Below are 26582 nucleotides of genomic sequence, written 5' to 3' on the forward strand. Positions count from 1 at the left end.
GGGGCGCATATGGCGCATATTACGGTCCAGGAAAACGATTTTGACCCCGGTGCAGAGCTTGCTGCCCTGACCGAGGGCCGAACTGATATTGGCGCGGCCGTCAGCTTTGTGGGATTGGTGCGCGATATCGCCGGGGGGGAAGCCGTCAGCGCGATGACGCTGGAACATTATCCCGGCATGACCGAACGCCAGCTTGAAAAAATTGCCAGGGATGCTGCCGAACGCTGGCCGCTTGATGATGTGCGCATCATTCACCGTTATGGCCGCTTGCTGGCAGGGGAGCGGATTGTGCTGGTCATTACTCTGTCCGCCCATCGTCGGGCTGCGTTTGAAGCCTGCGATTTCATCATGGATTTTCTCAAAAGCCGTGCGCCGTTCTGGAAACGCGAAGAAACAGATAGCGGCGAAAAATGGGTTGCCGCCAAGCAAAGTGACGAGGCTGATTTAGATCGCTGGTAATATTTTGCCGGTGTGCCTTCCCTAAACCGGAACGTATTTTGCCAAAATTCCCATAAGTTTTGTGATGTCGCCTTGCAGGTCAGCGCCGTCTTTTACATCTGCCGCCAGCTTGTTCATTTCCGCAATGTCGGCGGCATTGATGGTGGTGTCGAGTTCGATCTGTTTGTCCCGCAATTTAAGCACGGCATTGGCGGCCTTGTTGCGGTCATCTGCCAATGTGGCTCTGGTGTTCATGTCGGCCTTGTAATATTTTGCGTCAATCGCCTGAAAGGCGGAAATGGCCGCCGCGATCAGCATTGTCAGATCAGACATGGGGGCTCCGTTCGTCAGATAAAAGCGCGGTGAGGGCGGGTTATTTGGTCGTTGTGGTAGGCCCCGTATCGCTTTGACCGGCAAGGGTTTGCAAAATCATGCTGTCTGCCTTGTGTTTTAACTGCTTCATGCCAAGTCCCTGATTTTCGGCAACAAAGGTCAGGCCATCTTCAATGTCTTTCAGCACCGATTGCGTGCTGATTTTGCTGTAATTGGCGATTTGGTTCTGAAGCTGTGCGCCCAATTGCGCTGCAATGACAAAGTCCTGCAGGGCGGTGTGATAGCTTTGCTGTTCATCGGCCTGCAATTGCTGCCATTGTTGCCACCAGGCCTTGATTTGGCCGGTGCGGGTATCGGCAGGGGTGGATTTGTCATCGTGGATTTTGTTGATAGCCGCCACCAGCGCATCACGCCGCACCAGAAAAACCGGTGGGCTTGTACCCAATGTCTGGCCCAGCGTGGCAAGCTGGCGGCGCAGTTTTTGCAAAATCGGCCCGGCCTTGTGGATCGCGCCCATGCCAAACAGGGTGTCTTCGCCCATATCGTTAAAGATGACGGCGAACTGCTGATATTGATGGCGCAGGTTCGCCATATCCTGCTGCCATTTGGCATTCACATCCGGGTCAATGGTGATGGTATCGGGATTTATCAGGATCGGAATATTGTTCGCCGTTAATATGCCGGTAAAATCGTTCAGGTTGGCGATAAATTCCGCTTCCTGTGCATCCTTGCTTTGCACAGTTGCGGCAAATTCGGCTGTGCGCATGTCATCCAGCGAGGTAATTGCCCTGTCCGCTGCCAGGCTGAATTGATGGGCGGAAAGTTTAATTGCATCCGCCTTTTGCGCACAGGCCGCCAGCAGGCCCAGCATAAGCAGTACAATGCCGCGCTGGCCGCCTTTTTTGAGGATCGTGTGTTGCACCCTGATCTCCCCGGTTTGCATTCATTGCCTTGCAGACGGGGCGCGGGGAAATTTGTGATGCGAAAGGGGGCCTTATCCCTTTTTGCGCAGCATGAACAAAGCCTGGTTGCCAAAGAAATTGGCAAGGGCGGAATGACTGCCGAGGCTGACCTTGGAGCCGCTTTCATTCAGGACCATCGAGCGTTCGATCACCAGGTCCATGTCTTTGCACAGGGCCACAAAGTCGCGCACGGTGCAGAAATGGATATTGGGGGTTTCGTACCACATGATTGGCAGGTTGGGGTTTTGTGGCATCCGACCATGAAACATCAAATCAAACCGTGCCCGCCAATGGCCGAAATTGGGGAAGGAGACAATCGCCTTGCGGCCAATGCGCAGCAATTCGCCCAAAACATCGCGTGGGCGGTTGGTGGCCTGCAGAGTCTGGCTGAGAATCGCATAATCAAACGCCCCGTTGGGGTAATCCAGCAGGTCGCGATCCGCATCGCCCTGCATGACGGGCAGGCCCTGGGCCACGCAATTGCGCACCCCTTCGTTGGACAGTTCAAGCCCGCGACCATCGACATTTTTGGTGCGTTTAAGATAGGCCAGCAATTCCCCGTCGCCACAGCCAATATCGAGCACGCGGGTGCCCGGTTCAACCATGTCGGCAATCAATTGCAAATCAACGCGGATACGATCTGACGGTGTTGCCGCAGCTGTTGCGGTGGCGACGGTGGCGGCTTTTTGGGTGGGTGTCTGTGTCATGATGTTATTTCAGCCCGCGCGCTTCGGCGGCCCCCTCGATAAAGCCGCTCAGGACCATGTGGAAATCGGGTTCGTCGAGCAAAAAGGCGTCGTGGCCCTTGTCGCTTTCAATTTCCACACAACTGACATTGCACGATGCCGCATTAAGGGCATGGGCCAAACGGCGGCTTTCGGCGGTGGTAAAGCACCAGTCCGATGAAAACGAAATGACGCAGAACCGGGTGTTGGAGCCGCGAAAGGCCTCGGCCAGGCGGCCATCAAATTCGACGGACAGGTCGAAATAATCCATGGCCCGGGTGATATAGAGGTAACTGTTGGCATCAAACCGGTCGACAAAGGATTTGCCCTGATGGCGCAAATAGCTTTCGACCTGAAAGTCGTGATCGAAGCTATAGGTAATGCCGCCGCGATTTTGCAGCTTGCGGCCAAATTTGCGATGCAGGGCCGGTTCGGACAGATAGGTGATGTGGGCGGTCATGCGGGCCACGGCCAAACCACGGGCGGGTTTTTTACCCTCCAGCAGGTAATTGCCGCCGCACCAGTCGGGGTCGGCCATCACGGCCTGGCGGCCGACTTCGTGAAAGGCAATGTTTTGCGCGGAATGGCGATAGGATGTGGCAATCGGGGCGGCGGCAAAAACGCGCTCAGGATAGCTTTTGCACCATTCCAGAACCTGCATGCCCCCCATTGACCCGCCAATCACGGCAAACAGGCTGTCGATGCCAAAATGGTCAATCAGCATGGTTTGCGCACGTACCATGTCACCAATGGTGATGACCGGAAAATCAAGCCCCCAGGGCTTGCCGGTTTCGGAGTTGATTTCTTTGGGCCCGGTACTGCCAAGGCAGCCGCCAATCACATTGGTGCAGATGATGAAATATTTTTCGGTATCAATGATTTTGCCGGGGCCAACAATGGCGCGCCACCAGCCTTCCTTGCCGGTAATGGGGTGCACATCATCGGCAACATACTGGTCGCCGGTTAAGGCATGGCACACCAGAATGGCGTTGGATTTATCGGCATTCAGTTCGCCATAGGTTTGATAGGCCAGGGTAAAGGGGCCAAATTCAATGCCGCTATCAAGGCGCAATTTGTCGCGATCCCCCAGCACAATCTGATGGCCAGGCAGGGCGCGGCGAGAATGTGGGACAGGGTTGGACATGGACGCTGTATTCCTTTGTAGGGCAACGGTGAAGTTCCAAATTGCGGCTTCGCCTGTTTTTTTGACTGTTCCAGTTAGGAACAGGCATGCTTTTAGTCAATCTTTTCTTTGCAAATGCCGGGCAGTTCCCTAAAACTGAGCCCCGTTTGGCAAAAGAGTGGATCATGGCGCAAATCGACGAAAAATTGGCAAATCTTGACCTGAACGGGTTGCGGGCGGAAATCGATGAAATCGACCGCGCCATGCACGACCTGATCATTCGCCGTACCCGTGTGGTGCAGGCGGTTGGCGCGTTCAAGGACCGGCAAATTGCACAGGGCAGCAAGGTCCATGTGCCCTATCGCCCGGCGCGTGAAGCACGGATCATGCGTAATCTGGTGCGCAGCCATGAAGGGGCTTTTCCCAAAACCGCCCTGATCCAGATCTGGCGGGAATTGATTGCCGCAGGGACCCGCCTGGAAGCCCCCTATACCGTTGCCCTGTGCCGCGATGCCGACGGGCAGGATTGCTGGGAACTCGCACGCCTTAATTTTGGCTGCCTGAACGAAATTATCGAATTTGATACTCAGTTGGATGCCATTCACGCCCTGGAAGATGGCCGGGCGGCCGTGGGGGTTTTCCCCGCGCCAGTGCCGGGTGAAGGCCATTCCTGGTGGCCGTTAATCGAACCCGATAGCGCGGTGCGTGTGGTGTCAAAGCTGCCCTTTGGCGGCCGCCCGGTCGGGCGTGGAGAGGATACCGAAGGTTTTGTTCTGGCCGCGATCGAGCTTGAAGAAAGTGGTGATGACCGCACCCTGTTTGTGGTTCGGGTGGATCAGCCCATAGAAACCGACACCTTGCGCAAAGATTTTGCCAAAGCCTGCCCCGGTTCGGCAATCCTTGGCGTTTTTGCGCCCGAGGGCGAAAATCACTGTTTTGTCCTTGTTGATGTGCCCGGATTCCTTTGTAATCAGGGTGAAATTTTTCGACACACCCTTTTGGATCATGGTTTGAAATGTGGTGATGTGCGGGTATTGGGGGCCTATGGTGTGCCCATTCCTGCTGACGAAATGTAAACGACCATACGACTGTTTCCCCAGGGAGTTTCCTGTTATGACTGCGCCCACCCCTCGTCCCGGTATTCTTGATATCGCCCCTTATGTTGGCGGCAAATCTGGCTCTGCGGGTGCTGCCCGTGTGATCAAGCTTTCGTCAAACGAAGGCGCGCTTGGCCCCAGCCCCAAGGCCATCGAGGCATTGCAAAAATCGGCGAGCAGGCTGCATCGATATCCCGATGGCGGGTGTGATGTTTTGCGCGCGAAACTGGCGGAAAAATATAATCTGGAATTTGACCAGCTTGTGTGTGGTGCCGGTTCGGATGAACTGATCACGCTTTTGATCAGGGCCTATGCCGGGCCGGGTGACGAGGTTTTGTATTCCCAGCATGGCTTTTTGATGTATCCGATTGTCGCCAAGGGTGTGGGGGCGGTGCCCGTGACGGCGGCCGAAACCAACATGACCACCAGTGTCGATGCCATCCTGGCGGCCGTGACCGACAAAACCAAAATTGTTCTTGTTGCCAATCCGAACAACCCGACCGGGACTTATATTAACACCGATGAAGTGGCCCGCCTGCGTGCAGGCCTGCGCGAAGATATCGTGCTGGTGGTGGATGCCGCCTATGCCGAATTTATGACCGGTCAGGAAGATTACAGTGCCGGGGCCGAACTGGTGGCCGCGGGTAACAATACCGTCATGACGCGGACATTCTCCAAGATTTATGGTCTTGGGGGGATTCGTTTGGGCTGGTGTTATGCGCCGCCTGCCATTGCCGATGTGCTGCAGCGTTTGCGCAACCCGTTTAATGTCAGCCTGCCATCGCAGGAAGCAGGTGTTGCCGCCCTTGAAGATGACGATTTTTTTGATGCCTGTGTGCGCCATAACCTTGAAACCCGCGAATGGTTCCGCGAGGAAATCAACAAACTTGCGGACCTTACGGCGCATCCGTCCTATGGCAATTTTGTGCTGGTTGAATTCCCCAAGGTTGAGGGTAAAAACGCCGATGCCGCGAACGAATTCATGATGGCGCGTGGGGTGATTCCGCGCAAAATCGGCGCTTATGGTTTGTCGCACATGTTGCGTATTTCCATTGGCACCCAGGAAGAAATGCAGATCTGTCTGCAAACAATCAAAGATTTTATAGCGAATTAAAATGACCAGTTCCGTATCGACGACCCCGCTGTTTGACAAAGTTGCATTCATTGGCATGGGCCTTATTGGTTCCTCTATGGCGCGCCGCATGATCCGCGATGGCCTGGCGGGTTCCATTAGCTGTGCCGTGCGTTCCGAAGCCACCCGTGACCGGGTTCTGGAACTGGGCATTGCCAACTATGCCTATTGTGACATTGCATCAGCCGTTGAAGATGCGGACCTTGTTATGCTGTGTGTGCCGGTGGGGGTGAATGAAACCGTTGGCGCACAATTGGCAGGCCACTTGAAACCGGGCTGCATCGTTTCGGATGTGGGCTCGGTCAAGCAGGCGGTTATTCGCGATATCGCCCCGCATCTGGGCGAAGGGGTGCATTTTGTGCCCGGCCATCCGCTGGCCGGGACAGAGCATTCCGGCCCGGATGCGGGTTTTCCCGAATTGTTTGAGGGGCGCTGGTGTATCCTAACACCGATCCCCGGTGTTCCCGACGAAGCCAATGCCAAAGTTCAGGCCCTGTGGGAAGCCTGCGGGATGCGCGTGGAATGTATGGATGCGGATCATCACGACCGTATTTTGGGCATTACCTCGCATTTGCCGCACCTGATTGCTTACACGATTGTGGGCACGGCAACCGACCTTGAAGATGCGATGCGTCAGGAAGTGATCAAGTTTTCCGCATCGGGTTTTCGTGATTTTACCCGTATTGCGGCATCCGACCCGACCATGTGGCGTGACGTGTTTTTAAACAATCGCGAAGCCGTGCTGGAAGTTTTGGGGCGTTTTCAGGAAGATTTGATGGCGCTTCAGCGGGCCATTCGCTGGGGCGAGGGTGAAAAGCTGTTTGACCTGTTTTCGCGCACCCGCGAAGTTCGCCGTGGTATCGTCGATGCCGGGCAGTATTTCACCAATTTTTCGGCCGAGGGTGAAGACCGCAAGTCGGACCAGACGGGCAGCAAGAAACCGAAAGAAGCAGGCGCAGAAGCAGCCGCGACGCCAGATAAATAGAACCAAAGATATGCAGGTAAAGGACACCCCTTGCCGGTTTGCCAAGGGGTGTTCTGGCCTGTTTTTGCGGCATGTATGTCCCCTTAAATGGCCTTTAGCCTGATTTGGGGTTTGTGGCCGGGATCTGCCTCTGGTTTTGACCGTCTTTTTGGTTCAGGGCCCGATCTATATCCATATCTTGTGGCCGCTTGTGCCATTGCTCCTCTATTCCAGCAGGATTGTGTTATGGCGTTTGCCAAAAATGTTTCCAGTCATCCGGCTTTTGCCCGCTTCATGCCGTTTGTCTTTGTGTTTCTCTGGAGCACGGGGTTCGTTGGTGCGAAGTTTGGTCTGCCTTATGCGGAACCATTTGTTTTTTTGCTGGCACGGTTTCTGATCGTTATTGCCCTGATGTTGCCGGTGGTGTGGCTGTTGGGGGCCAAATGGCCCATCCGCCTGCGTGATGCCTTGCATATTGCCGTGGCGGGCATGCTGGTACATGGCATTTATCTGGGTGGGGTTTTTGCCGCCATTGCCCAGGGGCTTCCTGCCGGGTTATCGGCCCTTATTGTCGGGATGCAGCCGGTCTTAACCGCCTCTGTCGTGGGGGCGCTTTTGGGCGAACATGTGACCCGCCGACAATGGATGGGGCTGGCTTTGGGCCTGGTCGGGGTGGGGCTGGTGCTGGGGCCCAAAATTGGTGGCAGTTCAGGCATTACGCCGGTTGGCATTTTGCTGGCTGTGGGCGCATTATTCGGGATGACGGCAGGTACGCTGTATCAAAAACGGTTTTGCACCGGTATGGATTTGCGTACCGGCACGGTTATTCAATATGTTGCGGCCAGCATTGTTGTCTTTCTGTTTGCCCTGATGTCGGGGGAAAGTTTCCAGATTAATTGGACAACGGAATTTGTGCTGGTCATGGGGTGGCTGGTGCTGGTTTTGTCGATTGGTGCGATCATGCTGTTGATGGTGTTGATCAAACAGGGCGAAGCTACCCGGGTCGCCAGCATGTTTTATCTGGTGCCACCAACGGCGGCCTCATTGGCGTGGTTGCTGTTTGACGAACATATTGGTTTTATCGGCCTGGCGGGTTTTGCTGTTGCCGCACTTGGGGTGGCATTGGTGATGGCAAAGCGTTAGGTTGCAATTTATAGACCCTTTCAAACGCGGCCAGACCAGGACCGGAGAAAACCAGTTGGCAGACGAAACACAGATACAAAATCAGGAAAAATGGGTTTTTGGTTATGGCTCGCTGTTATGGCGGCCGGGTTTTGATTTTGTCGAACGTGCACAGGCATTGCTGCGGGGCTATCACCGGTCTTTTTGTATCTATTCGCATCATTATCGCGGGACGCCGGAAAATCCGGGGCTGGTGCTGGGCCTGAATGCCGGGGGGGAATGTGTCGGCAATGCCTTTCGCATCGCGCCGGAAAAATGGCCCGAGGTTAAAGCCTATCTGGATGAACGCGAATTGGTGACAAACACTTATATCCCTGCCGATGTAGAAGTGAAGCTGGCCGATGGCCGACATGTGATTGCGCACACCTATGTTGCCGATCCCACCCATCAGCAATATGCGGGGACCCTGCCAGTGCGCGAGGCCGTTGAAATTATTGTCGCGGCACATGGCAGTATTGGCCCCAATCTGGAATATCTGGAAAATACCGTGCACCATTTGGACGAAATGGGCATTGTTGACCCGCCCCTGCACGATCTGATGGACTTGGTGCGCCGTGAATATGGCGAACTGAATATGGGGGCCGGTATTTGATCTGCCCCTGATTTTAGGGTGGACCAGATGCAATAAACAAACCCGGACTGACGGGGAAACACCCGAAATACATTTTCCGGGAAAATTGGGGGACGGAATGTCACATGTTAGCACAGCGACGGGCAAGGCCGGGGGTGTTCCCGTTATTGCCTATATCCTGTTGATTGCCTGCGCATTGATGTGGGGGTCCAACCATGTGGTGGCGCGCGGTGTGAATGCCAGCGTGCCTTTGCCCGCGCTCGCTTTCTGGCGCTGGATGGTGGCTTTGATGTTGTTAACACCGGTATGTGCGTGCTATTTGCGCCGTGACTGGGCCGTGTTGTGGCAGAACTGGAAAATCATCTTTGTAATCGGTACGACCGGCACCTTCCTGTTTACCATTGCGATTTATTTGGCGGCCTATAATACCACGGCGGTGAATACCGGCCTTTTGAATGCCACCACCCCGATTTGGGTGTTGCTGTTTGCCGCCCTGTTGACAGCCGATAAACCCCGTCTGCAGCAATGGATTGGGGTTCTGGTTGCGGGTCTGGGAACGGCGGTGATTATTGCCAAGGGCGATATGAACGTCTTGTTGCAAATGAACTTTGTCTCCGGGGATTTGTTTGCCCTGATCTCGGCCATGATCTGGGCGGCCTATTCCATGTTGCTGAAATACGCCCCGCGCGGCATTCATCCGTTTAGCCTTATTTTCGGCTCCATCATGGTCGGGATGTTGTATCTGACCCCGATTTACCTATGGAGCATTGTGGTCAATAGCGACCCCTATTTTACCTGGCAGGACCCGGCCTGGCCGGACATGCTGAAAATTGCCTATATTGGCGCGGGGCCTGCCTTTTTGGGCTATTTGTTCTGGAATCGCGGGGTTGGCATGGTGGGGGCGGCCAATGCCGGGGTATTCCTGTATCTGATGCCCGCCTTTGCCAGTGTTTTGGCCGTTATTTTCCTGGGCGAAGAATTGCATCTGTATCATCTGGGCGGCATCGCCCTGATTGCGGTGGGGATTTGGCGGGCGACAAAGCGTGTAGCAGTGCCCGCACCTGCAAAATAACAGTAAGTACGTGCCTGTGTTGCTGCGCCGTTCGTGTGGCGCAGCAGACGGACATGGAAAGGAAGAGAAAAAGGCCGGTCAGGGGTTTCTGACCGGCCTTTGCTGTATCTGGTTTTGGGTGTTTTATGCTGTGCTGCGATCCTGGGCGTCTTTGCCGGTGTTTGCCTTGGCATCATCGTCAATGCCCGGTGTGGGTGGTGGGGCAGGCAGGTTGAATTCGACCTGCGCCAGTTTTTCCAGCTCGCGGGTGCGATCATCAATTCGGCTTTTGATTTCGCGCATGAATGTTTTGCGATCCAGGCCCGGTTCCATCGGCGGAAGATATTCCAGTGTCACCTTGCCGCTATATTTCATAAATTTTGCCCGGCCCCAGAACATGCCGGAATTCAGCGCAACCGGGATCATGGGAACATTGGGGAATGCCTTGTAAAGGGCATAAACACCGGGGTGATAGGGGGTGTCGGACCCCGGCGGGGTGCGCGTTCCTTCGGGGAAAATCACCACACGGGCATCCCGTTTCAGGGCGCGATCCACTCCCTTGATCATTTCCTTAAGGGCCGATCCCCCCGCCGAGCGGTCCACCGGGATCTGGCCGGAATATTTAAGAAAAAGGCCAAAGACGGGGATGCTGATCAGTTCCTTTTTCAGGATATAGGCCGGGTCATGCAGCAGGGTGTGGAAGGTCAGGGTTTCCCAGGCTGACTGGTGTTTGGAAACCAGAATGCACGGCCCTTCGGGCAGGTGCTGTTCACCCACCACGCGCGGTTCAAGTTTGACCGTTACCTTCAGCAGCCATTGCACCCATTTGCACCAAAATCGACCGGTTTTCTGACCAATTTTGGGGCCAAAAAACAGGAAGGGCCATAACACCAGGCATTCGACTGCGGTGCCGCCAAAAAACAGGATGTTGAAAATCAGGGCACGAACTGTGCTCATCTTTACGTCCTTTAAGCCAGATACATTGCGTCTTGGTCTTTTAGGGGGTTTTCTTCGTAATGTGAAACAAATGCTTCACATCGATGACGTTGGCAAAGTGGGCAAAGCACCCTGGCCTGTTATCCCCGGCCTGCGTCATTTAAAGACGGTGCCGGGGTGGGTATTTCTTCCGGTTCAGCAGGGATGACGGGGGCTGCAGCCGGGCTATTGGCGGGCGACATCGGGTTTCCCGCCGAAAGCTGGTTGTCATCTGCGGGCATGTCGGGGGCGGGTGGGAGGCTTCGCCGCGTTGCCGGGAACCATTCAAGAATTTTGTTTCGCAGGGCCGCAAACAGATATTTGTTATATTCACTGGCAATCAGCGCGGCACTGCCGGGCCAGCGCCACCAGTCATCGACTTTGACATTTTCCGGAAAGACCGGGTGGGCCACAATCTCGACATCGGGCATCAGGTTATGAAATTCCAGCAGCGAGCGCGGCATATGATAATTGGCCGTCACAATGCGCAGGCTGCGATAGCCATGCTTATAAACCCAGGTGGCGGTCTCAATGGCATTACCACGGGTGTTTTCCGCGATATGACCCAAAACGATACAACAGGCCACCAAATTGGGGTCCGCATTACCGGCATTTAGAAGCTCGTCAACCTCCACCCCACGATAAACCCCGGAAATGAATAGTTTTCTGGCCAAATGCCGGGTCAGAAGACGGCGGCCTTCGCTCAGCCGTTCGCTGCCCCCTGTCAGCACGACAATGGCATCGGTTTTTTGAAACGGATTGGCGACCCGGTCGGGAATTTGTGAAACAAACCAGAAAAAGCCGAATGACCACACAACAGCCAGCATGATCAGCGTCGAAAACAGGAAACGCACGCGGCGCGACCGGCGACGGTTCTGGATCGACCGGGGGGCAGTACGGTTTTTTTTCATTCCGGTGTGCCTTTATGGGCGCCGGGACGCAGCCGCATCTTGGGTCTCCCATTACTAATTGCAGAACACATTTTGGTCGCCTGAGCGCGAATGTGCACTTTACGCATATTCAGGGTGGGGTTGTCTAGCGGTGCCAGGCAGGTTTGCGGGCGAAGTGTAGAGGGTAAAACACCCTGAAATCAATGCTGTGCTTACAACATTTTTCGCAAAACCCGCAGCACAGTACGTTTTGCTGTTAACCAGGCCACTGCCGAAATTGCCACCGGCACCATAAGAACCAGGATGAAAAACAGCGGTAAATGAAGGTTGTCGGGAATTTGCCATCCGGCGCGCAGGCCAAGATAGCCAATCATGATCGAAACCGGCAGGGCGATGGCAATGCCAATCAGGCTGCCCAAAAATGCCAGCCGCATGGAATGGCGGGCAAATTGTTTGGCAATATAACTATCCGCTGCACCAATCAGGTGTAACAGCTCGATGATGGAACGATGAATTGAGAGGCCGGAGCGGGTGGCAAAAAATACCGATAGAACCGTTGCGGCAAATAAAACGCCAATTAGGGCAACCAGCGCCATTTCGACCGAGACGGCAACATCGCTGATGCGTTCAAGCCAGATGCGATGGTCATCCAGCACGGCTTCGGGGGCGGTGCGCGAAACGGTTGCTTCCAGCACGCTGAAATCAAACCCGCTTTTGGGGGTGATTTCAATGATGCGCGGGATTGGCAGGTCGCTGATCATTTCATTGGGGCCGAGCCAGGGTTCCAGCAATTCGGCCATTTTATCGGGGCTGAGTTCGGCAATGCGGGCAATGCCCGGTTGGCCTGATACGGTATCAATGATGGATTGTACCCGTTTTTCCAGGGCAGCTTCCCGGTCTTTGGGATCGAGTTGTGTTAATCCGGTTGGCGGGACCTGAATGGTCAGGCTGCCGTCAATCTGGCTGGTCCAGCGCCCCACGGTATCGTGCAGCACCGCAAGGCCGACAATGGAAAATGTCAGCAATGCGACCATCAGCGCAACGATACTGGGCAAAAACCGGCCTGAGGAGTCGTTCTCAAGGGGCAAATGCGATGGACGTGAACGGAATGCCATAATGCCTGGTTATATCCTGTTTGGGGTCTTTATCGGTTCGCGCCTGCAGGGCGTTGTGTTGGTTTATGCCTGCGGGCGATGGTCAAGGTCGTGAAGGGTGCCCCCCTCAAGCAGCCAGTGCTTGTGCCCGAAACGCCTTATCAGGTTGCGGTTATGGGTGGCAATCAGAACGGTCGTGCCCAGTTTGTTAAGTTCCTCGAACAGGTATAACAGGCGCATGGCGATGCGGTCATCGACATTGCCGGTGGGCTCGTCCGCCAATAGCAGGGCCGGGCGGCTGATCACGGCGCGTGCAATGGCAACGCGCTGTTGCTGCCCGCCCGACAGGCGCGACGGCACGGCGTTGATCTGGTCGCCAAGGCCTACCCATTCCAGAAGCTCGGTCACGTTTTTGCGGATTTGCAAATCTTCCACCCCGGCCACACGCAAGGGCAGGGCGACATTTTCAAAGGTGGTTAAATGGTTGATCAGGCGGAAATCCTGAAAGACCACACCGATTTTGCGACGGATGGCGGGCAATTCGTCGCGCGGGATGCGAATATTGTCGCGGCCAAAAATGCTGATTTCGCCGCGTGTCTGGCGCAGGGCCAGATAAAGCAGGCGCATCAGTGTGGATTTGCCCGCACCCGAGGCCCCGGTTAAAAAATGAAAGCTGCCGCGTGTCAGGGAAAAATTCAGTTCGCGCAGAACTTCCGGTCCCGATTCATAACGGACCCCGACATTGCGAAAACTGACAACTTCGTTCACCTGCGTCCTCCTGACTGCGAATGGGATCATCCCGGTCGTTTGTGGCGGGGCAACCCGCGATCATGGCACAAACAGCCTTATATCTGAAAATGCCTTAAAAATGCGTGGATTTGCAAAGCCAGGCCTTGCAAAAGACGGTATGGCCCTGTTTTAACATAAAAAAAGAGTACCCGAAGGCGTGTTTTGCCCCTCTGTGAGGTGATTTAAAGCGCAGATTATTCCCCGCCGGGGCGAGCTTCTGTTATCTTTACTTAACAGTCTGTTAAATCGGCGCTATTTACATATAGTATAGGGCGACGAAAAGCGGGGGGTGTTCGTCGGCTGTTTTTACTGTATCCCTTGCGTCCGAATTCCAGCTGCTGACAGCTTTATGCCAGGTTTGCAATGATCATAACTTGCCCAGAATGTTCTAAAAAATACTCTGTAAAGGCCGAGTCAATTGGCCCGAAAGGCAGAACAGTGCGCTGCAAGAATTGCGGCAATAGCTGGCATCAGGACCCGCCCGGTGCAAAACCGGCGGCACCGGTCGCACCTGCGCCATCCCCGGCACAGGAAAGCGCGCCATCGTCCTTTGAGGATGCCATGTCGCAAACCGGTGATGCGGGCAGTTCGCAGTATGATGGTGATGTGGATGCCGGCTTTGACGGGGCGGACCGCATTCCTGATCCGCCACCCTTTCCGCGCCAATTGGCAAATAACGACGATGTTGCCCCGAAATCGAAAAAGGGCATTATCGGCTGGATCATTCTGATTCTGGTTTTGGCCGGTGTCGGGGCCGGTGCCTTTTTTGCCAAGGATACGTTGATCAATCTGTGGCCGCCGATTGCCAAGGTTTATTCGATGGTAGGGCTGAATGTGCCTCATGTCGGCGAGGGCCTTGATATCAAGGAAATGCCCCCGACCCGTGAAGAGGAAGACGGTGTCGATGTTTTGGTGGTGCGGGCGGAAATCGTCAATGTCAGTAGCATCGACCGGCCTTTGCCCTATTTGCTGATCGAGCTGCTTGATCCGCTGGACCGTGTGGTGCAACGCAAAAAAGTTGCCCTGATTTATGATAAAAGTGCGGTTCAGAGCGACCCGAGTGCACCAATTCAGGAACAGATTTTGCCGGTTGGCAAAACCCTGAATGTGGAAACCAAAATTCGCAAACCGAACCCGACAGCAACACGCCTGCAAGTTACCTTCCTTGACCCGCGCGAGGCGGTTGATCAATAAGGTTTTTAATCGGGCAGATTACCGGCAGGCGGCCTTGTATCAGGGCCGCCTGTTTTGTTTTGCCTTATCTTGTCTATCAGGGAAGCGTCTTGCCGGGACAATGCTTTGGGGTTTTTGCTGTTAAAGGCAAATCGCATTAAAACCGCTTGAGTAGCCGGTCGATATAGTCATGTTCGATTTTAGGGCGTTGTGGATCGCTGGAGCGACGGCGCAATTCCTGCAGGATGCGCCAGGTCCGGTTCAGGGTGTCGGCATCGGGGATACGCACACCATTGCCGCCATCAACCGGGCGTCCCAGCGGGTCGCGCTGGCCCGATGTACCCATTTCATCAAGCATCGGCATCATCTTGCTTAGACCTTCAAGCGCCTGGCCGAGCGTGCCGATGCCATTGCGCAGGTTTTGCAGAGCCTGTTGTTGCTGTTGCAGGGCTTCGTGCTGGCGCCCGTGTGTTAGGGCCTCGGTGGCGCGTTTCATGGCATCAATCGCGCTTTGCAGGCCGCTGCTCTGCCCAAAGCGGTCAAAACTTTCATTTTGTGTCAGGGCGTTGGCGTCATCTGAAAGCTGTTGCTGGCTGCGTGCGCGGCTTTGGCTGCTGGGGGCGTCATTGCTGCGCTGGTCGCCCTGGTCCATCAGGTCCTGCTGGCGTCGTGCCAGGTCGCGCATGCCATCAAGCATCTGGCGCAGCGGGCGGGCCATGTCCTCCCCCTGGCCTTCAGGGCTGACTTGCATGTTTTCTACTAACTGACGAAGTTGTTCGATCAGGTTGCGGGCTTCGTTGCGTGCCCCCGAACGCATCAGATCGCCGATTTGGTCAATCACGCGCGACAGGTCCTGCTGTTCGATCATTTTGCCAAGCGGGGCGTTTTGCGATTGTTGGGGCTGGTCCTGTTGGGCCAGGGCCGACATATATTCATTCAGGGCCTGGCGATAGCGTTCGATCAGGTCGGAAATTTGCTGTTCGCTGATGTCTGGGTTGGACAGAGCCTTTAGCAGATTTTCTTCGGCCTCGATCAGGTTGCGTTCGGCCTGGCCATATTGTCCACGTTCGATTTGTTCGGCAATGTGCCATAAAAGCTCGCCGACATTCTGCTGATAGACAATATCATCAAGATGCGCGGATAAACGGGCTGTTGCCACCGAAAGCCCCAGAAAGATGCCAATATCACCCCCATAAGCCTGCGGGGCGTTCAAAACGGGGTAAAGGCTATTACGCCATTCGCGGACCCGGCCAGGATAGCGCAGTAGTAATTTGCGAATATCGATTAGCTTGCGGGCAACGGGATGGGTAAATTTTCGTTCTGGTAAAACGATGGACTGAATGTCGCTTTTGGCTGTTTGTCCGGCATTATCGGTCGCCACCAGTTGTAAATTAACCGGCAGCCCGGCCCAGGGATGCGCGACGAGATTTAAAAAATACGGCCCGTGTAAATTGTTGACCGCAGGCAAATATTCTTCGCGCGCGGCCGGCGCGGGAGCAGTACCAGCCACAGCAGAGGCCGTCACCGTCCCGCTATTGTCTGATGCGATGCGATCATCGCTCTCATCTTCGGCACGCGGCCCTGTCAGGTCGATGGTGATGGCGTCGGTCCGGCCATAAAGGGCGGATGGTGTGGCCTCAAATCGCGGGCGGACGACAAGTTCCAGTTTGCGCATCCCATAATCATCATTGGCGATGTAATCGAGATGCACATGGTCGCGTTTGGTTGCCGTGGGCGGGGCGATAAATGCCAGTACTGGCGGCATATCGGGAATGATGTCAACGCTGAGTGTCAGGCGGCTGGTACCCCAAACCGTGACATTCCAGTCCCCCGGCACATTCAGCGGTGTCGCCACGCTATAGGTATGATTGCCACTTTCTTCCCCTAGGGCGCGTTCATGTCCGTCCGGCGCGATCAGGGTAGGTTTCCAGGCACTGACAATATTGCCCGATAGCAGGGTCCCCGCAGGAACGCGCAAATGGACATGCCGATTGGAGTTGCTGGCATCTGTGTTCCTGGCGTTATCGGGGTTGTCATTGGCGTTGTTGTTGCCCCGCAAGGTGCCAAAGCCGTAATTGATTTCACCAGATGAAGAAACCCGCTTTTGCGCGGATAATTCGTTTGATGGCGCTGGGTTTTGGTTCCAGCGTGAACCGGCTGCGCCGCCGGTTGTGCGGGAGGCAGTAAAACCGGTGTCATTGGCGGTGAAATAGGTGATGTTGTTTTCGGTGGCCGGATTAATGGTGCGGGGGATTTTACCTGTATAGGCTGGCGGGGTTACCCACAGCTTGGCGCTAAACTGGGCTGTACCAAGGCGTCCGATCGGGTCAAAGGCGGCGCTAAGGCGTTCGCCATATTTGCCATTGGCGCTAAGGATTCCAACAAACAACAATAAAACCGGAATAACACTTAGCCCGAATGGGTCCATTTTTGCCAGAACGGCACGCGGGCGCGGCAAATGCAGTTTTTGGGTTCGTGCCGCGTTTGTGCGCAATTGCCGCTGCCATAAATAGGATGTCAGCGTATCGTCCGATGGTAAAATGGTATCACGCTGGTTCTGGATTGGGGTGTGGGCCAAATGATTGGCAGCTTCCAGGCGTGCCATTACCTCAAACGCGGTGGGGGCTTGCCATGCCCGCCAGACAAAGACAGCGCCGACAATAATGCCGATCAAGGCCACGGCCAGAAGGGCGATATGAACAAGCGGCGGCAGAAGGGCAAGAATACCGGTCAGGGCCAGACCGAAAACAGTCGCCATGACCGCCAGTACGGGGATCAGGCGTGGCCATACCTTTTCCCACGTCAGAATATGACGTGCAATCGTCAGGCGGCGTTCCAGCCGGGCGGAAGTGACCAACATATTCACGCATACGGTCCTGTCGTGGATCCTGCTTCACAGTGTGGACAGGTAATACGCAAGGTCAAGCAAAGAGAGTGTGAGCAGATAGAAAAAGGACCGCGGAAATCACGGTCCTTTGTCAGGTTCATGCTGTTTGGCGGATGTCGCGCAAGGTGCCCTTAATCCAGCCAGCCCGGGATTTTATCCAGGCCTATCAGTTCGTCGATGGACTGGCGTTCGCGGATAACGGCAAATTTCTCGCCACTTACCAAAACCTCCGGCGTTAAGGCGCGGGTGTTATAGGTCGATGACATGACCGCGCCATAGGCCCCGGCCGAACAGATTGCCACCAGATCACCCGGTTGCAGGTTATCGGGCAATTTACGGTCCTTGCCAAAGGTATCGCCGGTTTCGCAAACCGGGCCGACCACATCGACGGTCGCCATCTCGTCACCGTCGCCGGTTTTGTTCACGGCGATGATTTCGTGATAGGCATTATACAGGGTCGGGCGGATCAGGTCATTCATGGCGGCATCCAGAATGACAAAACGCTTGGCTTCGCCTTCTTTGATATACATGACGCGCGCCACGAGAATTCCGGCATTGCCGACAATCAGGCGGCCCGGTTCCAGCGTGATATGGCAGCCCAAATGGCCCACCGTTTCACGGACCATCTGGCCATAGGCATCGGGCAGAGGGGGTGTTTCGCCCTGATAGGCAATGCCCAGCCCGCCACCAAGATCCAGGTTTTTAATCTCGATCCCGTGGGTGCGCAGTTCCTCGACCAGGCCAGCCAGGCGAGTAAAGGCCTCGCGGAACGGGGTCAGGTCGGTTAATTGCGAACCAATGTGCATGGCAATGCCGGTAATTTCGATACCATCCATCGCGTTTGCATCGCGGTAAACCTCAATCGCACGGGTCCAGTCGATGCCGAATTTGTTTTCGGCCTTGCCGGTGGCGATTTTTTCATGCGTTTTGGCATCAACATGTGGGTTGATGCGCAGCGCGATGCGGGCCTTTTTGCCCATATCCAGGGCAACACGGTTTAGTTCGATCAATTCAGGGATCGATTCGACATTGATCTGGGCAATGTCTGCTTCCAGGGCTTCGCGCATTTCGGCATCGGCCTTGCCAACGCCCGAAAAAATCACCTTGGACGGCGCAATACCGGCGCGCAATGCCCGGCGCATTTCACCAACCGACACCACATCGGCCCCGGCCCCCAGCCTTGCCAGTGTTTTGATCACGGCCTGGTTTGAATTGGCCTTCAGCGCATAACACACCGTGGCATCCAGCCCGTCAAACGCGCTGGCATACACCTTGTAATGGCGTTCAAGCGTTGCAGTGGAATAGCAATAAAACGGGGTGCCGACCTGCTTTGCCAGGTCAGGAATCGAAACACCTTCGGCGCTGAGAACACCGTCAATATAGTCAAAATGGTTCATTGGCTGGGATAGCTCCGGGGATAATCTTTGCCAGCATCCGTTGGCGGTTCAAGTGGGCCTTTTTTGCCACATGCGGCAACAGCAAGTCCCATGGTCACTGTCAGCGCCAAAATTAGCGCGCGCGTGCCCGGGCGGGTCATTTTCAGATCTTTCATTTTAAAAACCTTTCCTTTGCCGCAGCAACTGCCTCGCGTACACGTTCCGGGGCGGTGCCACCAAAACTTTTGCGCGCCGCAACCGATGCTTCCACAGTCAACACATCAAAAACGGCTGCTGTAATTTTCGGCTCGATCTTCTGGAGTTCTTCCAGCGGGATCTGGTCCAAATCACAGCCCAGCGTTTCGGCCAGTTTCACGGTGGCCCCCACCACATGGTGTGCATCGCGGAACGGCATGCCCAGTTCGGTCACCAGCCAGTCGGCAAGGTCAGTTGCGGTGATGTAACCGGCGCCGGCAGCCTTGCGCATGTTATCGGCAAAAACCTTCATATCGGCGACCATGCCGGTCATGGCGGCAACACACAGCCCCAAATGGTCATGGGCAAAGAACACCGGTTCCTTGTCTTCCTGCATGTCCTTGGAATAGGCCAGCGGCAGGCCCTTCATCGACAGCATCAGCGAGTTATAACAGCCGACAATCCGGCCGATTTTGGAACGGATCAGTTCGGCCGCATCGGGGTTACGCTTTTGCGGCATGATCGACGAACCGGTGGAGAATTTATCGGACATGCCGATAAATTTGAACTGGGCCGAACACCAGATCACCATTTCCTCGGCCAGGCGCGACAGGTGCATGGCGGTAATGGAGGCAGCGTTGAGATAATCCAGGGCAAAGTCCCGGTCCGATACGGCATCCAGCGAATTGGCGGTCGGACGGTCAAAGCCAAGGGTTTCTGCCGTTAAGTGACGGTCAATCGGATAGGGGGTTCCGGCAAGGGCGGCGGAGCCCAGCGGATTTTCGTTCATGCGGGCCTTGCAGTCCGCCACGCGGGAGCGGTCCCGGCCAAACATTTCCACATAGGCCAGCATATGATGGCCAAAGGTCACCGGCTGGGCTGCCTGCAAATGGGTAAAGCCCGGCATCACGGTATCAACATGCTTTTCCGCCTGGCCGATCAGGGCTTCCTGCAACCCGGCAAGGCCGGCTTCAAGGTCGTTTAAGGCAACGTCGCGTACCCAAAGCTTGAAATCGGTGGCAACCTGGTCGTTGCGTGACCGGCCGGTATGCAGGCGGCCTGCCGCCGGACCAATCAGGTCGCGCAGGCGGCTTTCGACATTCATGTGAATATCTTCAAGTGCGGTTGAAAAGACGAAATGGCCGCTCTCGATTTCTTGAAGAATGCGGTCTAGACCTTCGATGATTTTATCGCCATCCTCAGCCGGAATGATGTTTTGTTTGACCAGCATGGCGCAATGGGCTTTTGACCCCTGAATGTCTTGGGCATACAGGCGTTTATCGAACCCGATCGAAGCATTGATTTCTTCCATGATGGCGGAAGGGCCTGCTTCAAAGCGACCGCCCCACAGGGCGTTGGCGTTTTTCTGGTCGGCAGAGGTCTGGTCGGTCATGTTGTTTTCGCTTTGGTCTGAAAGGTGTTTGTTGTGAAGCCACTGCTTCAATATATGAAACTTGGCGTGATTGTCGCCATATCTGCCATTTATGCAAGCCCTGCCTTTGCCAATGTGGATGTCCCTGATGAACTTTCCAAACTTGACAGCCAAACACATGCGGGCCCGTTACCCGATAAAACGGCGTTTAGCGATGAAAACGGCAATATACACGACCTGAAAGATTTCAGGGGCACTGTGCTTTTGGTCAATTTGTGGGCGACATGGTGTGCCCCGTGTGTAAAAGAAATGCCCGATTTGAACGAGCTGGCCGATAAAATGGCCAATAAACCGTTTCGGGTGCTTGCTATCAGCCAGGATCGGGGCGGGGCGAAGGATGTACAGACGTTTTATAAAGAAAACGACATCCATAATCTCAGCACCGCCCTTGACCCCAAAGGCGTGATGGCACGTTCCTTTAAGGTGCGCGGTTTACCCACCAGCATTCTGATCGGGCGGGATGGCAATATCATCGGTTATATCGAAGGCATTGCCCCCTGGACCGACCCGGCGGTGGTGGATTATTTCACCCGTCTGACAGAGGATTGAAGGTGTGGGGACAGCGCGGTTTAAACCGCGTTGTCCTGATATTCGTCGCGCAGGGCATTATACAGGCGGCGGAACTTTGCCAGCCGGGGTTGATATTGGGCGTGGCGGTTTTGGTCGGGCGTTAAAATGTCTTCGATGGCGGGCGGGGTGCAAATTTCCGCGATCGTGCCATCGCGCAGGGCCAGCCGCGCCAGCCTTGCTGCACCAAAGGCCGGGCCCTTGGCCCCACCCTGATAGCGGGCAAGGGGTGTTCCCATAATATCGGCTATCATTTGCGTCCAATACAGGCTGCGCGCGCCCCCGCCAATGACGCCGGGCAATTCGCAATAGGTGCCCGCCGCATGCAGGCAGGATTGTGCATCGGCCAGGGCAAAGGCAACACCTTCAAGCACGGCCTGGACCATATGTTCGCGGTTGGTGTTAGTGCCGAGGCCAAAGAAAACACCGCGCGCATACGGGTCGTTATGCGGGGTGCGTTCGCCACTCAGATAAGGCAAAAACATCAGGTCGGATGGTTTTTTATGCTGGGCCTCGGTGCGGGTCAGAAGGTCGCCGATATCGGTCTCACCCAGAATTTTCGCAATCCAGGCCAGGCAACTGGCCCCGTTTAACAGCACTGCCATCTGAAACCAGCGATCCGGGATGGCATGGGCAAAGCTGTGCAGCAGCAATTCCGGTTTTGGGCGATAGCGGTCGGAGGCGACAAAAAGCTGTGACGAGGTGCCAAGCGAAATAAAGCCCGCCCCGTGCGTCACGGCCCCGGCCCCCATGCCGCCGGTTGCCGCGTCGCCACCACCCCCGGCAATGATGACATTCTTTGCCATGCCCCAGCGTTCGGCAAGGTCGGTGCGCAGCGTGCCGGTGGGGTCGCTGCCTTCAAACAGGGCCGGGATCTGGTCCCGGTTAAGCCCGGTGGCGGCAATGGCATCATCGTTCCAGGTGCGGGTTTCCTCGTCCAGCCACAGGGTGCCTGCCGCATCGGACATTTCGGTGGCCTTTTCCCCGCACAGGCACAGGCGGATATAATCCTTGGGCAGCAGGACAGTGCGAATCGCATCAAACACATCGGGTTCGTGCTTGCGCAGCCACATGATTTTGGGTGCGGTCATGCCCGACATGGCAACCACGCCAGCCCGCAAAGGCAGGCCGGGAAGGGCGGTTTCCAGTTCGTCGCATTCGGCCTTGGCGCGGCCATCATTCCATAAAATGGCGGGGCGGAGCGGGGTATCATCGGCCCCCAAAACCACGGCACCGTGCATTTGTCCGGAAAGGCCAATGGCGCGGACTTTTGCCAGGGCCGCCGGATTGTCCTTCATGATCAGGTCAATGGCCTGCAGGGTGGCCTCCCACCAGTCGGCGGGGTTCTGTTCGCTCCAGTATGGCTGCGGATTGCTAATCGGCAGGGTCATATCGGCCTCGGCGACGATGGCCGAGGTGTCATCCATCAGCAGCGCCTTGACCGCTGATGTCCCAACATCGATTCCCATGAACATGAGGTCTGCCTCCCGCTGGTTTTATTGCTTACAGGAGTACAACTTTAGCCCGTAATATCAACCTCTTTGATTGTGAAAGTTCGGCAATGATGCCGATGGCAGGCAAAATGAAAAAGGCCATCGTCCCGGGGAACGATGGCCTTTGATGTTTTTGTGTGCCCAGATTAGCGGGTCGGGACTGGTTCGTCGCCGGAATAATCATAGAAACCGCGGCCCACCTTGCGGCCCAGCCAACCAGCTTCGACATATTTGACGAGAAGCGGGCACGGACGATATTTGGTATCGGCCAGGCCATCATGCAGGACGTGCATGATCGACAGACAGGTATCCAGACCAATGAAGTCCGCCAGTTGCAGCGGGCCCATCGGGTGGTTTGCGCCAAGGCGCAATGCGGTGTCGATCGATTGCACATTGCCCACACCCTCATACAGGGTATAGACGGCTTCGTTGATCATCGGCAGCAGGATGCGGTTGACGATAAAGGCCGGGAAGTCTTCGGCACTTGCCGTGTCCTTGCCCAGTTTCTTCGTCAGTTCATGAATGGTGCGGTAGGTTGCCTCATCGGTGGCGATGCCACGGATTAGTTCAACCAGCTTCATCAGCGGCACCGGATTCATGAAGTGCATGCCCATGAATTTCGCCGGGCGGTCGGTATAGGATGCGAGACGCGTGACCGAAATGGACGATGTGTTGGTCGCAATAATCGCGTCCGGCCCCAGGACCGGGCACAGCGACTTGAAGATCTGCTTTTTGATCTCTTCGTTTTCGGTCGCGGCTTCAATAACGAGATCACAATCAGACAGGAACGAATATTCCACCCCGGTGGTAATCCGGGACAGGGCCGTTTCCTTGTCTGCTTCTGAAATCATCTCTTTTCTGACTTGACGGTCCATATTCTTGCCAATCTGACCCAGCGCCTTTTCAAGCGCCTCTTCAGATACGTCAAGAAGGCGGACGTCATAACCGGCCAGTGCGACCACATGGGCAATTCCGTTGCCCATCTGACCGGCACCGATTACGCCGATTGTTTTGATATCTTCCAATGAAGCCATGTTTCCCCACTCATCCTTATCCAAAAAGGATATGACTATTTGTCGAGTTCACTCGCCAGTGCGGGAAGGGCCTCGAACAGGTCCGCAACAAGGCCATAATCGGCGACCGAGAAAATCGGCGCATCTTCGTCCTTGTTGATCGCGACAATGACCTTACTGTCCTTCATGCCGGCAAGATGCTGAATAGCACCTGAAATGCCTACCGCAATGTATAGCTGCGGTGCAACAACTTTACCGGTTTGCCCAACCTGCCAGTCGTTCGGGGCGTAGCCCGCATCAACCGCAGCGCGTGATGCGCCAATGGCTGCGCCCAGTTTGTCGGCAATCGGCTCGATCAGATGGAAGTTTTCGGCTGACCCCATGCCGCGGCCACCAGAAATCACAACCGAGGCTGCCGCCAGTTCCGGGCGTTCCGACTCGGTCAATTCCTGACCAACAAAGCTGGATTTGCCAAAATCGGATGCAATCGAGACGTTTTCAACGCTGGCCGAACCGCCTTCGCCCGCGACCGGATCAAAGCCCGTGGTGCGCACGGTGATCAGTTTCAGGCTGTCGGAGGACTGCACGGTGGCAAGGGCGTTGCCCGCATAAATCGGGCGGACAAAGGTATCGGCACTTTCAACATCGATGATGTCGGAAATCTGCGCGACGTCTTTCAGGGCGGCAACACGCGGCATAAAGTTTTTACCGGTGGTCGATGATGCCGCCAGAATGTGGCTGTAATCACCGGCCAGTTCCATGACCAGGCCTGCCAGGTTTTCCGCCAGCGCGTGGCCATAGGCGGCATTGTCTGCCAGCAGAACCTTGGAAACGCCCTCGGCCTTGGCCGCCGTGTCGGCGATGGCGGCACAGTTTTCACCGGCAACCAGAACCGTAATGTCGCCGCCAATTTTTTTGGCCGCCGCGATGGTGGAAAGGGTCGCGCCCTTCAATTCGGTATTGTCGTGTTCGGCAATAACAAGAATGCTCATAGGACCTGCCCCCGCTTAAATTACTTTGGCTTCGTTACGAAGCTTGTCGACCAGTTCGGCAACATCGCCAACCTTGATGCCTGCTTCGCGCACTGGCGGTTCCGTCACCTTCAGCGTTTTGAGGCGCGGTGCCGTCTCAACGCCAAGATCGGCCGGTGTCATGGTCTCAAGCGGCTTTTTCTTTGCTTTCATGATGTTCGGAAGCGAGGCATAGCGCGGTTCATTGAGGCGAAGGTCAGTGGTGACAATCGCCGGAAGGTCCAGCTTCACCGTTTCCAGGCCACCGTCAACTTCGCGGGTGACATCCATTTTGCCATCAGCAACAGCAACCTTGGAGGCAAAGGTACCCTGCGGCCAACCCAGCAACGCCGCCAGCATCTGGCCGGTCTGGTTGGCATCATCGTCAATGGCCTGCTTGCCCAGGATCACGAGATCCGGGCTTTCCTTGGCCACAACTTCCTTCAGCAGCTTGGCAACGGCCAGCGGCTGCAATTCATCGTCGCTTTCGACCAGAATGGCGCGGTCCGCACCCATTGCAAGGGCGGTACGCAGCGTTTCCTGGGACTGCTTCACACCCAGGGATACGGCGACCACCTCGGTGGCGGTACCGGCTTCCTTCAGGCGGACGGCTTCTTCAACGGCAATTTCGTCAAACGGGTTCATGGACATCTTGACGTTGCTAAGCTCAACGCCTGACTGGTCCTGTTTGACACGGATCTTGACGTTGTAATCCACAACGCGCTTAACGGCGACAAGAACCTTCATGACAGACCTGTTCGTTTTTGTTGTCTAACCAATGAGCATATCAACCTTAATGGCCTGATACGCCCGGTGTTACTGTTTTCCCTGCGATGCACAATAATTGCCATCCACAGGATTGTCAATTTACGTAAAGGGGTTAACGTTAACGGTAACTTCTTTACTGGGAATACTTAACGCTTGCCCATCTTGATAAGGGACAAAATCCGGCTTGAACAGAGATTTCGTCCAGCTTTTTCACTATCGTGTCAGGCCCGGTTGCCACAAAACATCGCCTTCGCCGCCATTATTGGCGTGGCGCGAGAGGACAAACATATGGTCCGATAAACGATTGATATATCGGACCGCTTCGGGATTGATGGTTTCCATTTCGGAAAGTTCGACAATCAGGCGTTCTGCCCGGCGCGAGACCGTTCGTGCAACATGTAATTGTGCGGCCAGGGCGCTTCCCCCGGGAAGGACAAAGGATTTTAACGGTTCCAGCCCGGCATTGATGGTATCAATTTCCTGCTCCAGCCGTTCTGTCTGGCGGGCGGTAATGCGCAGGGCCGGTTGGTCGGGGCTGTCATCGCTGCCGTCACCCGGTGTGCATAAATCGGCGCCCAGATCAAACAGGTCATTTTGAATACGGGCGAGCATGGCATCGATGTCGGCATGATTGGCACTGTGCAGGCGGGCAACCCCGATGATGGCGTTGGTTTCATCCACCGTGCCATAGGCGGCAACGCGAATATGGTTTTTGGCAACCCGTTTTCCGTTGCCCAGGGCGGTTTTGCCCTTGTCGCCTGATTTGGTGTAAATGCGTGTAAGCTGAACCATGTTGTGGGATTGTTTTCCGTTGATTTGTGGACGAACCCGTTACCGGCAGAAGGAAGCATTCTGCCCTAGTGATGCCCGATGGCAAGGGCTGAAAGGATTAGCAGAAGGACAATCGCGCCGGCCTGGGCGATGATGCGCCACTGCATCAGTTTATTGGAGGTGCGTGCACTTTTGCCCCGGGCCATTGTGACAATGCCCAGCACCAGAATGATGCCAACAGCCGCCATCGCCAGCAAAACACCGATTTGCAAAAACGCTGCCATCTTCCTTCTCCGTTAAAACCTGCCAGACATGTAATCTGGCACGGTATTTCAGCAAGGTGCCTAGCCAGTTACAGGATGCTGCAGGGATATGGCGTGCGCCATATCCCATCTGGTTGGGAACCGGTCGGGTATGCTGCGTCAATCTGTCGGGCAGGGCAAGGTTTGCTGTGACGGGAAGGCAAAAATTCCTGCATTCACCTGCATTCATTGGTGGGGCAGTTGGCATTTTTGCCGCATTATGGATGGCATAAAAAAGCTGGCGCCGGGCGCGGGCTTAGAGGTGTGGC

The 26582-nt window shown here is 55.5% G+C and carries 26 protein-coding genes; 9 read left to right on the forward strand and 17 right to left on the reverse strand.

Annotated features, from left to right (window positions below):
• The first annotated feature begins 9 nt into the window (after positions 1 to 9).
• Complete coding sequence (locus LF95_RS13035) at positions 10 to 459, forward strand: molybdenum cofactor biosynthesis protein MoaE (protein WP_073955497.1); 450 nt, start codon at positions 10 to 12, stop codon at positions 457 to 459.
• 21 nt (positions 460 to 480) lie between these two features.
• Here the strand turns inward: LF95_RS13035 and LF95_RS13040 are convergent, their stop codons facing one another.
• The 4 genes from LF95_RS13040 to LF95_RS13055 all read right to left on the reverse strand — a co-directional run bounded on the left by LF95_RS13040 (position 481) and on the right by LF95_RS13055 (position 3602).
• The gene (locus LF95_RS13040; protein ID WP_073955498.1) at positions 481 to 771 is read right to left on the reverse strand and encodes a hypothetical protein; all 291 of its coding nucleotides are present in this window, start codon (positions 769 to 771) and stop codon (positions 481 to 483) included.
• Between the two features lie 40 nt (positions 772 to 811).
• On the reverse strand, positions 812 to 1693 hold the full coding sequence (locus tag LF95_RS13045) for a hypothetical protein (protein WP_143182036.1): 882 nt from the start codon (positions 1691 to 1693) through the stop codon (positions 812 to 814).
• A 72-nt stretch (positions 1694 to 1765) separates the two neighbouring features.
• The gene (metW, locus tag LF95_RS13050) at positions 1766 to 2440 is read right to left on the reverse strand and encodes a methionine biosynthesis protein MetW (RefSeq protein WP_073955500.1); all 675 of its coding nucleotides are present in this window, start codon (positions 2438 to 2440) and stop codon (positions 1766 to 1768) included.
• Positions 2441 to 2444: 4 nt separating this feature from the next.
• The gene (locus tag LF95_RS13055) at positions 2445 to 3602 is read right to left on the reverse strand and encodes a homoserine O-acetyltransferase MetX (protein ID WP_073955501.1); all 1158 of its coding nucleotides are present in this window, start codon (positions 3600 to 3602) and stop codon (positions 2445 to 2447) included.
• A gap of 164 nt (positions 3603 to 3766) precedes the next feature.
• On the opposite strand from LF95_RS13055, the gene LF95_RS13060 reads away from it, so the two are divergent.
• The 6 genes from LF95_RS13060 to LF95_RS13085 all read left to right on the forward strand — a co-directional run bounded on the left by LF95_RS13060 (position 3767) and on the right by LF95_RS13085 (position 9599).
• Positions 3767 to 4657 (forward strand): chorismate mutase, encoded by an 891-nt coding sequence (locus LF95_RS13060; protein WP_073956263.1) that lies wholly within the window; start codon positions 3767 to 3769, stop codon positions 4655 to 4657.
• Positions 4658 to 4694: 37 nt separating this feature from the next.
• Positions 4695 to 5792: a histidinol-phosphate transaminase gene (gene hisC / locus LF95_RS13065; protein WP_073955502.1), complete on the forward strand. Its 1098-nt coding sequence runs from the start codon at positions 4695 to 4697 to the stop codon at positions 5790 to 5792.
• 1 nt (position 5793) lies between these two features.
• Entirely contained in the window at positions 5794 to 6795 is a 1002-nt protein-coding gene (locus tag LF95_RS13070) for a prephenate/arogenate dehydrogenase family protein (RefSeq protein ID WP_073955503.1), read from the forward strand.
• A 225-nt stretch (positions 6796 to 7020) separates the two neighbouring features.
• Positions 7021 to 7917, forward strand: coding sequence for a DMT family transporter (locus LF95_RS13075; RefSeq protein WP_252509755.1), 897 nt, complete (start codon positions 7021 to 7023; stop codon positions 7915 to 7917).
• A 55-nt stretch (positions 7918 to 7972) separates the two neighbouring features.
• Positions 7973 to 8548: a gamma-glutamylcyclotransferase gene (locus tag LF95_RS13080; RefSeq protein WP_073955504.1), complete on the forward strand. Its 576-nt coding sequence runs from the start codon at positions 7973 to 7975 to the stop codon at positions 8546 to 8548.
• A 97-nt stretch (positions 8549 to 8645) separates the two neighbouring features.
• Positions 8646 to 9599 carry a DMT family transporter gene (locus tag LF95_RS13085; protein ID WP_073955505.1) on the forward strand — a complete coding sequence of 318 codons (954 nt, stop codon included), beginning with the start codon at positions 8646 to 8648 and terminating at the stop codon, positions 9597 to 9599.
• A 123-nt stretch (positions 9600 to 9722) separates the two neighbouring features.
• On the opposite strand, the gene LF95_RS13090 is transcribed toward LF95_RS13085, so the two are convergent.
• From LF95_RS13090 to ftsE, 4 genes are all read right to left on the reverse strand, one after another.
• Positions 9723 to 10535: a lysophospholipid acyltransferase family protein gene (locus LF95_RS13090; protein WP_073955506.1), complete on the reverse strand. Its 813-nt coding sequence runs from the start codon at positions 10533 to 10535 to the stop codon at positions 9723 to 9725.
• 119 nt (positions 10536 to 10654) lie between these two features.
• A complete protein-coding gene (locus LF95_RS13095) occupies positions 10655 to 11464 on the reverse strand; it encodes a YdcF family protein (protein ID WP_252509756.1) in 810 nt (269 codons plus the stop codon).
• A 191-nt stretch (positions 11465 to 11655) separates the two neighbouring features.
• Positions 11656 to 12558 (reverse strand): cell division protein FtsX, encoded by a 903-nt coding sequence (locus LF95_RS13100; protein ID WP_073955507.1) that lies wholly within the window; start codon positions 12556 to 12558, stop codon positions 11656 to 11658.
• Positions 12559 to 12621: 63 nt separating this feature from the next.
• On the reverse strand, positions 12622 to 13335 hold the full coding sequence (gene ftsE, locus LF95_RS13105; RefSeq protein ID WP_073955508.1) for a cell division ATP-binding protein FtsE: 714 nt from the start codon (positions 13333 to 13335) through the stop codon (positions 12622 to 12624).
• A 354-nt stretch (positions 13336 to 13689) separates the two neighbouring features.
• Here ftsE and LF95_RS13110 point away from each other — a divergent pair, with 354 nt between their 5' ends.
• Positions 13690 to 14520 carry a DUF3426 domain-containing protein gene (locus tag LF95_RS13110; RefSeq protein WP_073955509.1) on the forward strand — a complete coding sequence of 277 codons (831 nt, stop codon included), beginning with the start codon at positions 13690 to 13692 and terminating at the stop codon, positions 14518 to 14520.
• 136 nt (positions 14521 to 14656) lie between these two features.
• Here the strand turns inward: LF95_RS13110 and LF95_RS13115 are convergent, their stop codons facing one another.
• The 3 genes from LF95_RS13115 to argH form a co-directional block, all read right to left on the reverse strand.
• Positions 14657 to 17359, reverse strand: a complete 2703-nt coding sequence (locus tag LF95_RS13115; protein ID WP_073955510.1) for a DUF4175 domain-containing protein — start codon at positions 17357 to 17359, stop codon at positions 14657 to 14659.
• A gap of 158 nt (positions 17360 to 17517) precedes the next feature.
• Entirely contained in the window at positions 17518 to 18783 is a 1266-nt protein-coding gene (lysA, locus tag LF95_RS13120; protein ID WP_073955511.1) for a diaminopimelate decarboxylase, read from the reverse strand.
• Positions 18784 to 18934: 151 nt separating this feature from the next.
• A complete protein-coding gene (gene argH / locus LF95_RS13125) occupies positions 18935 to 20350 on the reverse strand; it encodes an argininosuccinate lyase (protein WP_073955512.1) in 1416 nt (471 codons plus the stop codon).
• Between the two features lie 33 nt (positions 20351 to 20383).
• On the opposite strand from argH, the gene LF95_RS13130 reads away from it, so the two are divergent.
• Positions 20384 to 20938, forward strand: a complete 555-nt coding sequence (locus LF95_RS13130) for a TlpA disulfide reductase family protein (protein ID WP_073955513.1) — start codon at positions 20384 to 20386, stop codon at positions 20936 to 20938.
• Between the two features lie 20 nt (positions 20939 to 20958).
• Here LF95_RS13130 and xylB read toward each other — a convergent pair whose 3' ends face one another.
• The 6 genes from xylB to LF95_RS13160 form a co-directional block, all read right to left on the reverse strand.
• Positions 20959 to 22431, reverse strand: a complete 1473-nt coding sequence (gene xylB / locus LF95_RS13135) for a xylulokinase (RefSeq protein WP_073955514.1) — start codon at positions 22429 to 22431, stop codon at positions 20959 to 20961.
• A 164-nt stretch (positions 22432 to 22595) separates the two neighbouring features.
• Positions 22596 to 23483 carry a 3-hydroxybutyryl-CoA dehydrogenase gene (locus LF95_RS13140; protein ID WP_073955515.1) on the reverse strand — a complete coding sequence of 296 codons (888 nt, stop codon included), beginning with the start codon at positions 23481 to 23483 and terminating at the stop codon, positions 22596 to 22598.
• 35 nt (positions 23484 to 23518) lie between these two features.
• Positions 23519 to 24454, reverse strand: coding sequence for an electron transfer flavoprotein subunit alpha/FixB family protein (locus LF95_RS13145; protein WP_073955516.1), 936 nt, complete (start codon positions 24452 to 24454; stop codon positions 23519 to 23521).
• Positions 24455 to 24469: 15 nt separating this feature from the next.
• Positions 24470 to 25219 (reverse strand): electron transfer flavoprotein subunit beta/FixA family protein, encoded by a 750-nt coding sequence (locus LF95_RS13150; RefSeq protein ID WP_073955517.1) that lies wholly within the window; start codon positions 25217 to 25219, stop codon positions 24470 to 24472.
• Positions 25220 to 25453: 234 nt separating this feature from the next.
• Positions 25454 to 26032 (reverse strand): cob(I)yrinic acid a,c-diamide adenosyltransferase, encoded by a 579-nt coding sequence (locus LF95_RS13155; protein WP_073955518.1) that lies wholly within the window; start codon positions 26030 to 26032, stop codon positions 25454 to 25456.
• A gap of 65 nt (positions 26033 to 26097) precedes the next feature.
• Entirely contained in the window at positions 26098 to 26295 is a 198-nt protein-coding gene (locus LF95_RS13160) for a twin transmembrane helix small protein (RefSeq protein WP_073955519.1), read from the reverse strand.
• Between the last annotated feature and the right edge of the window lie 287 nt (positions 26296 to 26582).

It is taken from the genome of Thalassospira sp. TSL5-1 (assembly GCF_001907695.1).
GTDB lineage: Bacteria > Pseudomonadota > Alphaproteobacteria > Rhodospirillales > Thalassospiraceae > Thalassospira.

What these genes read in the sequence shown, in the direction of transcription:
- LF95_RS13035 (WP_073955497.1), top strand. Translation starts at nt 10, where the DNA reads ATGGCGCATATTACGGTCCAGGAAAACGATTTTGACCCCGGTGCAGAG.
- LF95_RS13040 (WP_073955498.1), bottom strand. Translation starts at nt 771, where the DNA reads ATGTCTGATCTGACAATGCTGATCGCGGCGGCCATTTCCGCCTTTCAG.
- metW (WP_073955500.1), bottom strand. Translation starts at nt 2,440, where the DNA reads ATGACACAGACACCCACCCAAAAAGCCGCCACCGTCGCCACCGCAACA.
- LF95_RS13055 (WP_073955501.1), bottom strand. Translation starts at nt 3,602, where the DNA reads ATGTCCAACCCTGTCCCACATTCTCGCCGCGCCCTGCCTGGCCATCAG.
- LF95_RS13060 (WP_073956263.1), top strand. Translation starts at nt 3,767, where the DNA reads ATGGCGCAAATCGACGAAAAATTGGCAAATCTTGACCTGAACGGGTTG.
- hisC (WP_073955502.1), top strand. Translation starts at nt 4,695, where the DNA reads ATGACTGCGCCCACCCCTCGTCCCGGTATTCTTGATATCGCCCCTTAT.
- LF95_RS13070 (WP_073955503.1), top strand. Translation starts at nt 5,794, where the DNA reads ATGACCAGTTCCGTATCGACGACCCCGCTGTTTGACAAAGTTGCATTC.
- LF95_RS13075 (WP_252509755.1), top strand. Translation starts at nt 7,021, where the DNA reads ATGGCGTTTGCCAAAAATGTTTCCAGTCATCCGGCTTTTGCCCGCTTC.
- LF95_RS13085 (WP_073955505.1), top strand. Translation starts at nt 8,646, where the DNA reads ATGTCACATGTTAGCACAGCGACGGGCAAGGCCGGGGGTGTTCCCGTT.
- LF95_RS13090 (WP_073955506.1), bottom strand. Translation starts at nt 10,535, where the DNA reads ATGAGCACAGTTCGTGCCCTGATTTTCAACATCCTGTTTTTTGGCGGC.
- LF95_RS13095 (WP_252509756.1), bottom strand. Translation starts at nt 11,464, where the DNA reads ATGAAAAAAAACCGTACTGCCCCCCGGTCGATCCAGAACCGTCGCCGG.
- LF95_RS13100 (WP_073955507.1), bottom strand. Translation starts at nt 12,558, where the DNA reads ATGGCATTCCGTTCACGTCCATCGCATTTGCCCCTTGAGAACGACTCC.
- ftsE (WP_073955508.1), bottom strand. Translation starts at nt 13,335, where the DNA reads ATGATCCCATTCGCAGTCAGGAGGACGCAGGTGAACGAAGTTGTCAGT.
- LF95_RS13110 (WP_073955509.1), top strand. Translation starts at nt 13,690, where the DNA reads ATGATCATAACTTGCCCAGAATGTTCTAAAAAATACTCTGTAAAGGCC.
- LF95_RS13115 (WP_073955510.1), bottom strand. Translation starts at nt 17,359, where the DNA reads ATGTTGGTCACTTCCGCCCGGCTGGAACGCCGCCTGACGATTGCACGT.
- lysA (WP_073955511.1), bottom strand. Translation starts at nt 18,783, where the DNA reads ATGAACCATTTTGACTATATTGACGGTGTTCTCAGCGCCGAAGGTGTT.
- argH (WP_073955512.1), bottom strand. Translation starts at nt 20,350, where the DNA reads ATGACCGACCAGACCTCTGCCGACCAGAAAAACGCCAACGCCCTGTGG.
- xylB (WP_073955514.1), bottom strand. Translation starts at nt 22,431, where the DNA reads ATGTTCATGGGAATCGATGTTGGGACATCAGCGGTCAAGGCGCTGCTG.
- LF95_RS13140 (WP_073955515.1), bottom strand. Translation starts at nt 23,483, where the DNA reads ATGGCTTCATTGGAAGATATCAAAACAATCGGCGTAATCGGTGCCGGT.
- LF95_RS13145 (WP_073955516.1), bottom strand. Translation starts at nt 24,454, where the DNA reads ATGAGCATTCTTGTTATTGCCGAACACGACAATACCGAATTGAAGGGC.
- LF95_RS13150 (WP_073955517.1), bottom strand. Translation starts at nt 25,219, where the DNA reads ATGAAGGTTCTTGTCGCCGTTAAGCGCGTTGTGGATTACAACGTCAAG.
- LF95_RS13155 (WP_073955518.1), bottom strand. Translation starts at nt 26,032, where the DNA reads ATGGTTCAGCTTACACGCATTTACACCAAATCAGGCGACAAGGGCAAA.
- LF95_RS13160 (WP_073955519.1), bottom strand. Translation starts at nt 26,295, where the DNA reads ATGGCAGCGTTTTTGCAAATCGGTGTTTTGCTGGCGATGGCGGCTGTT.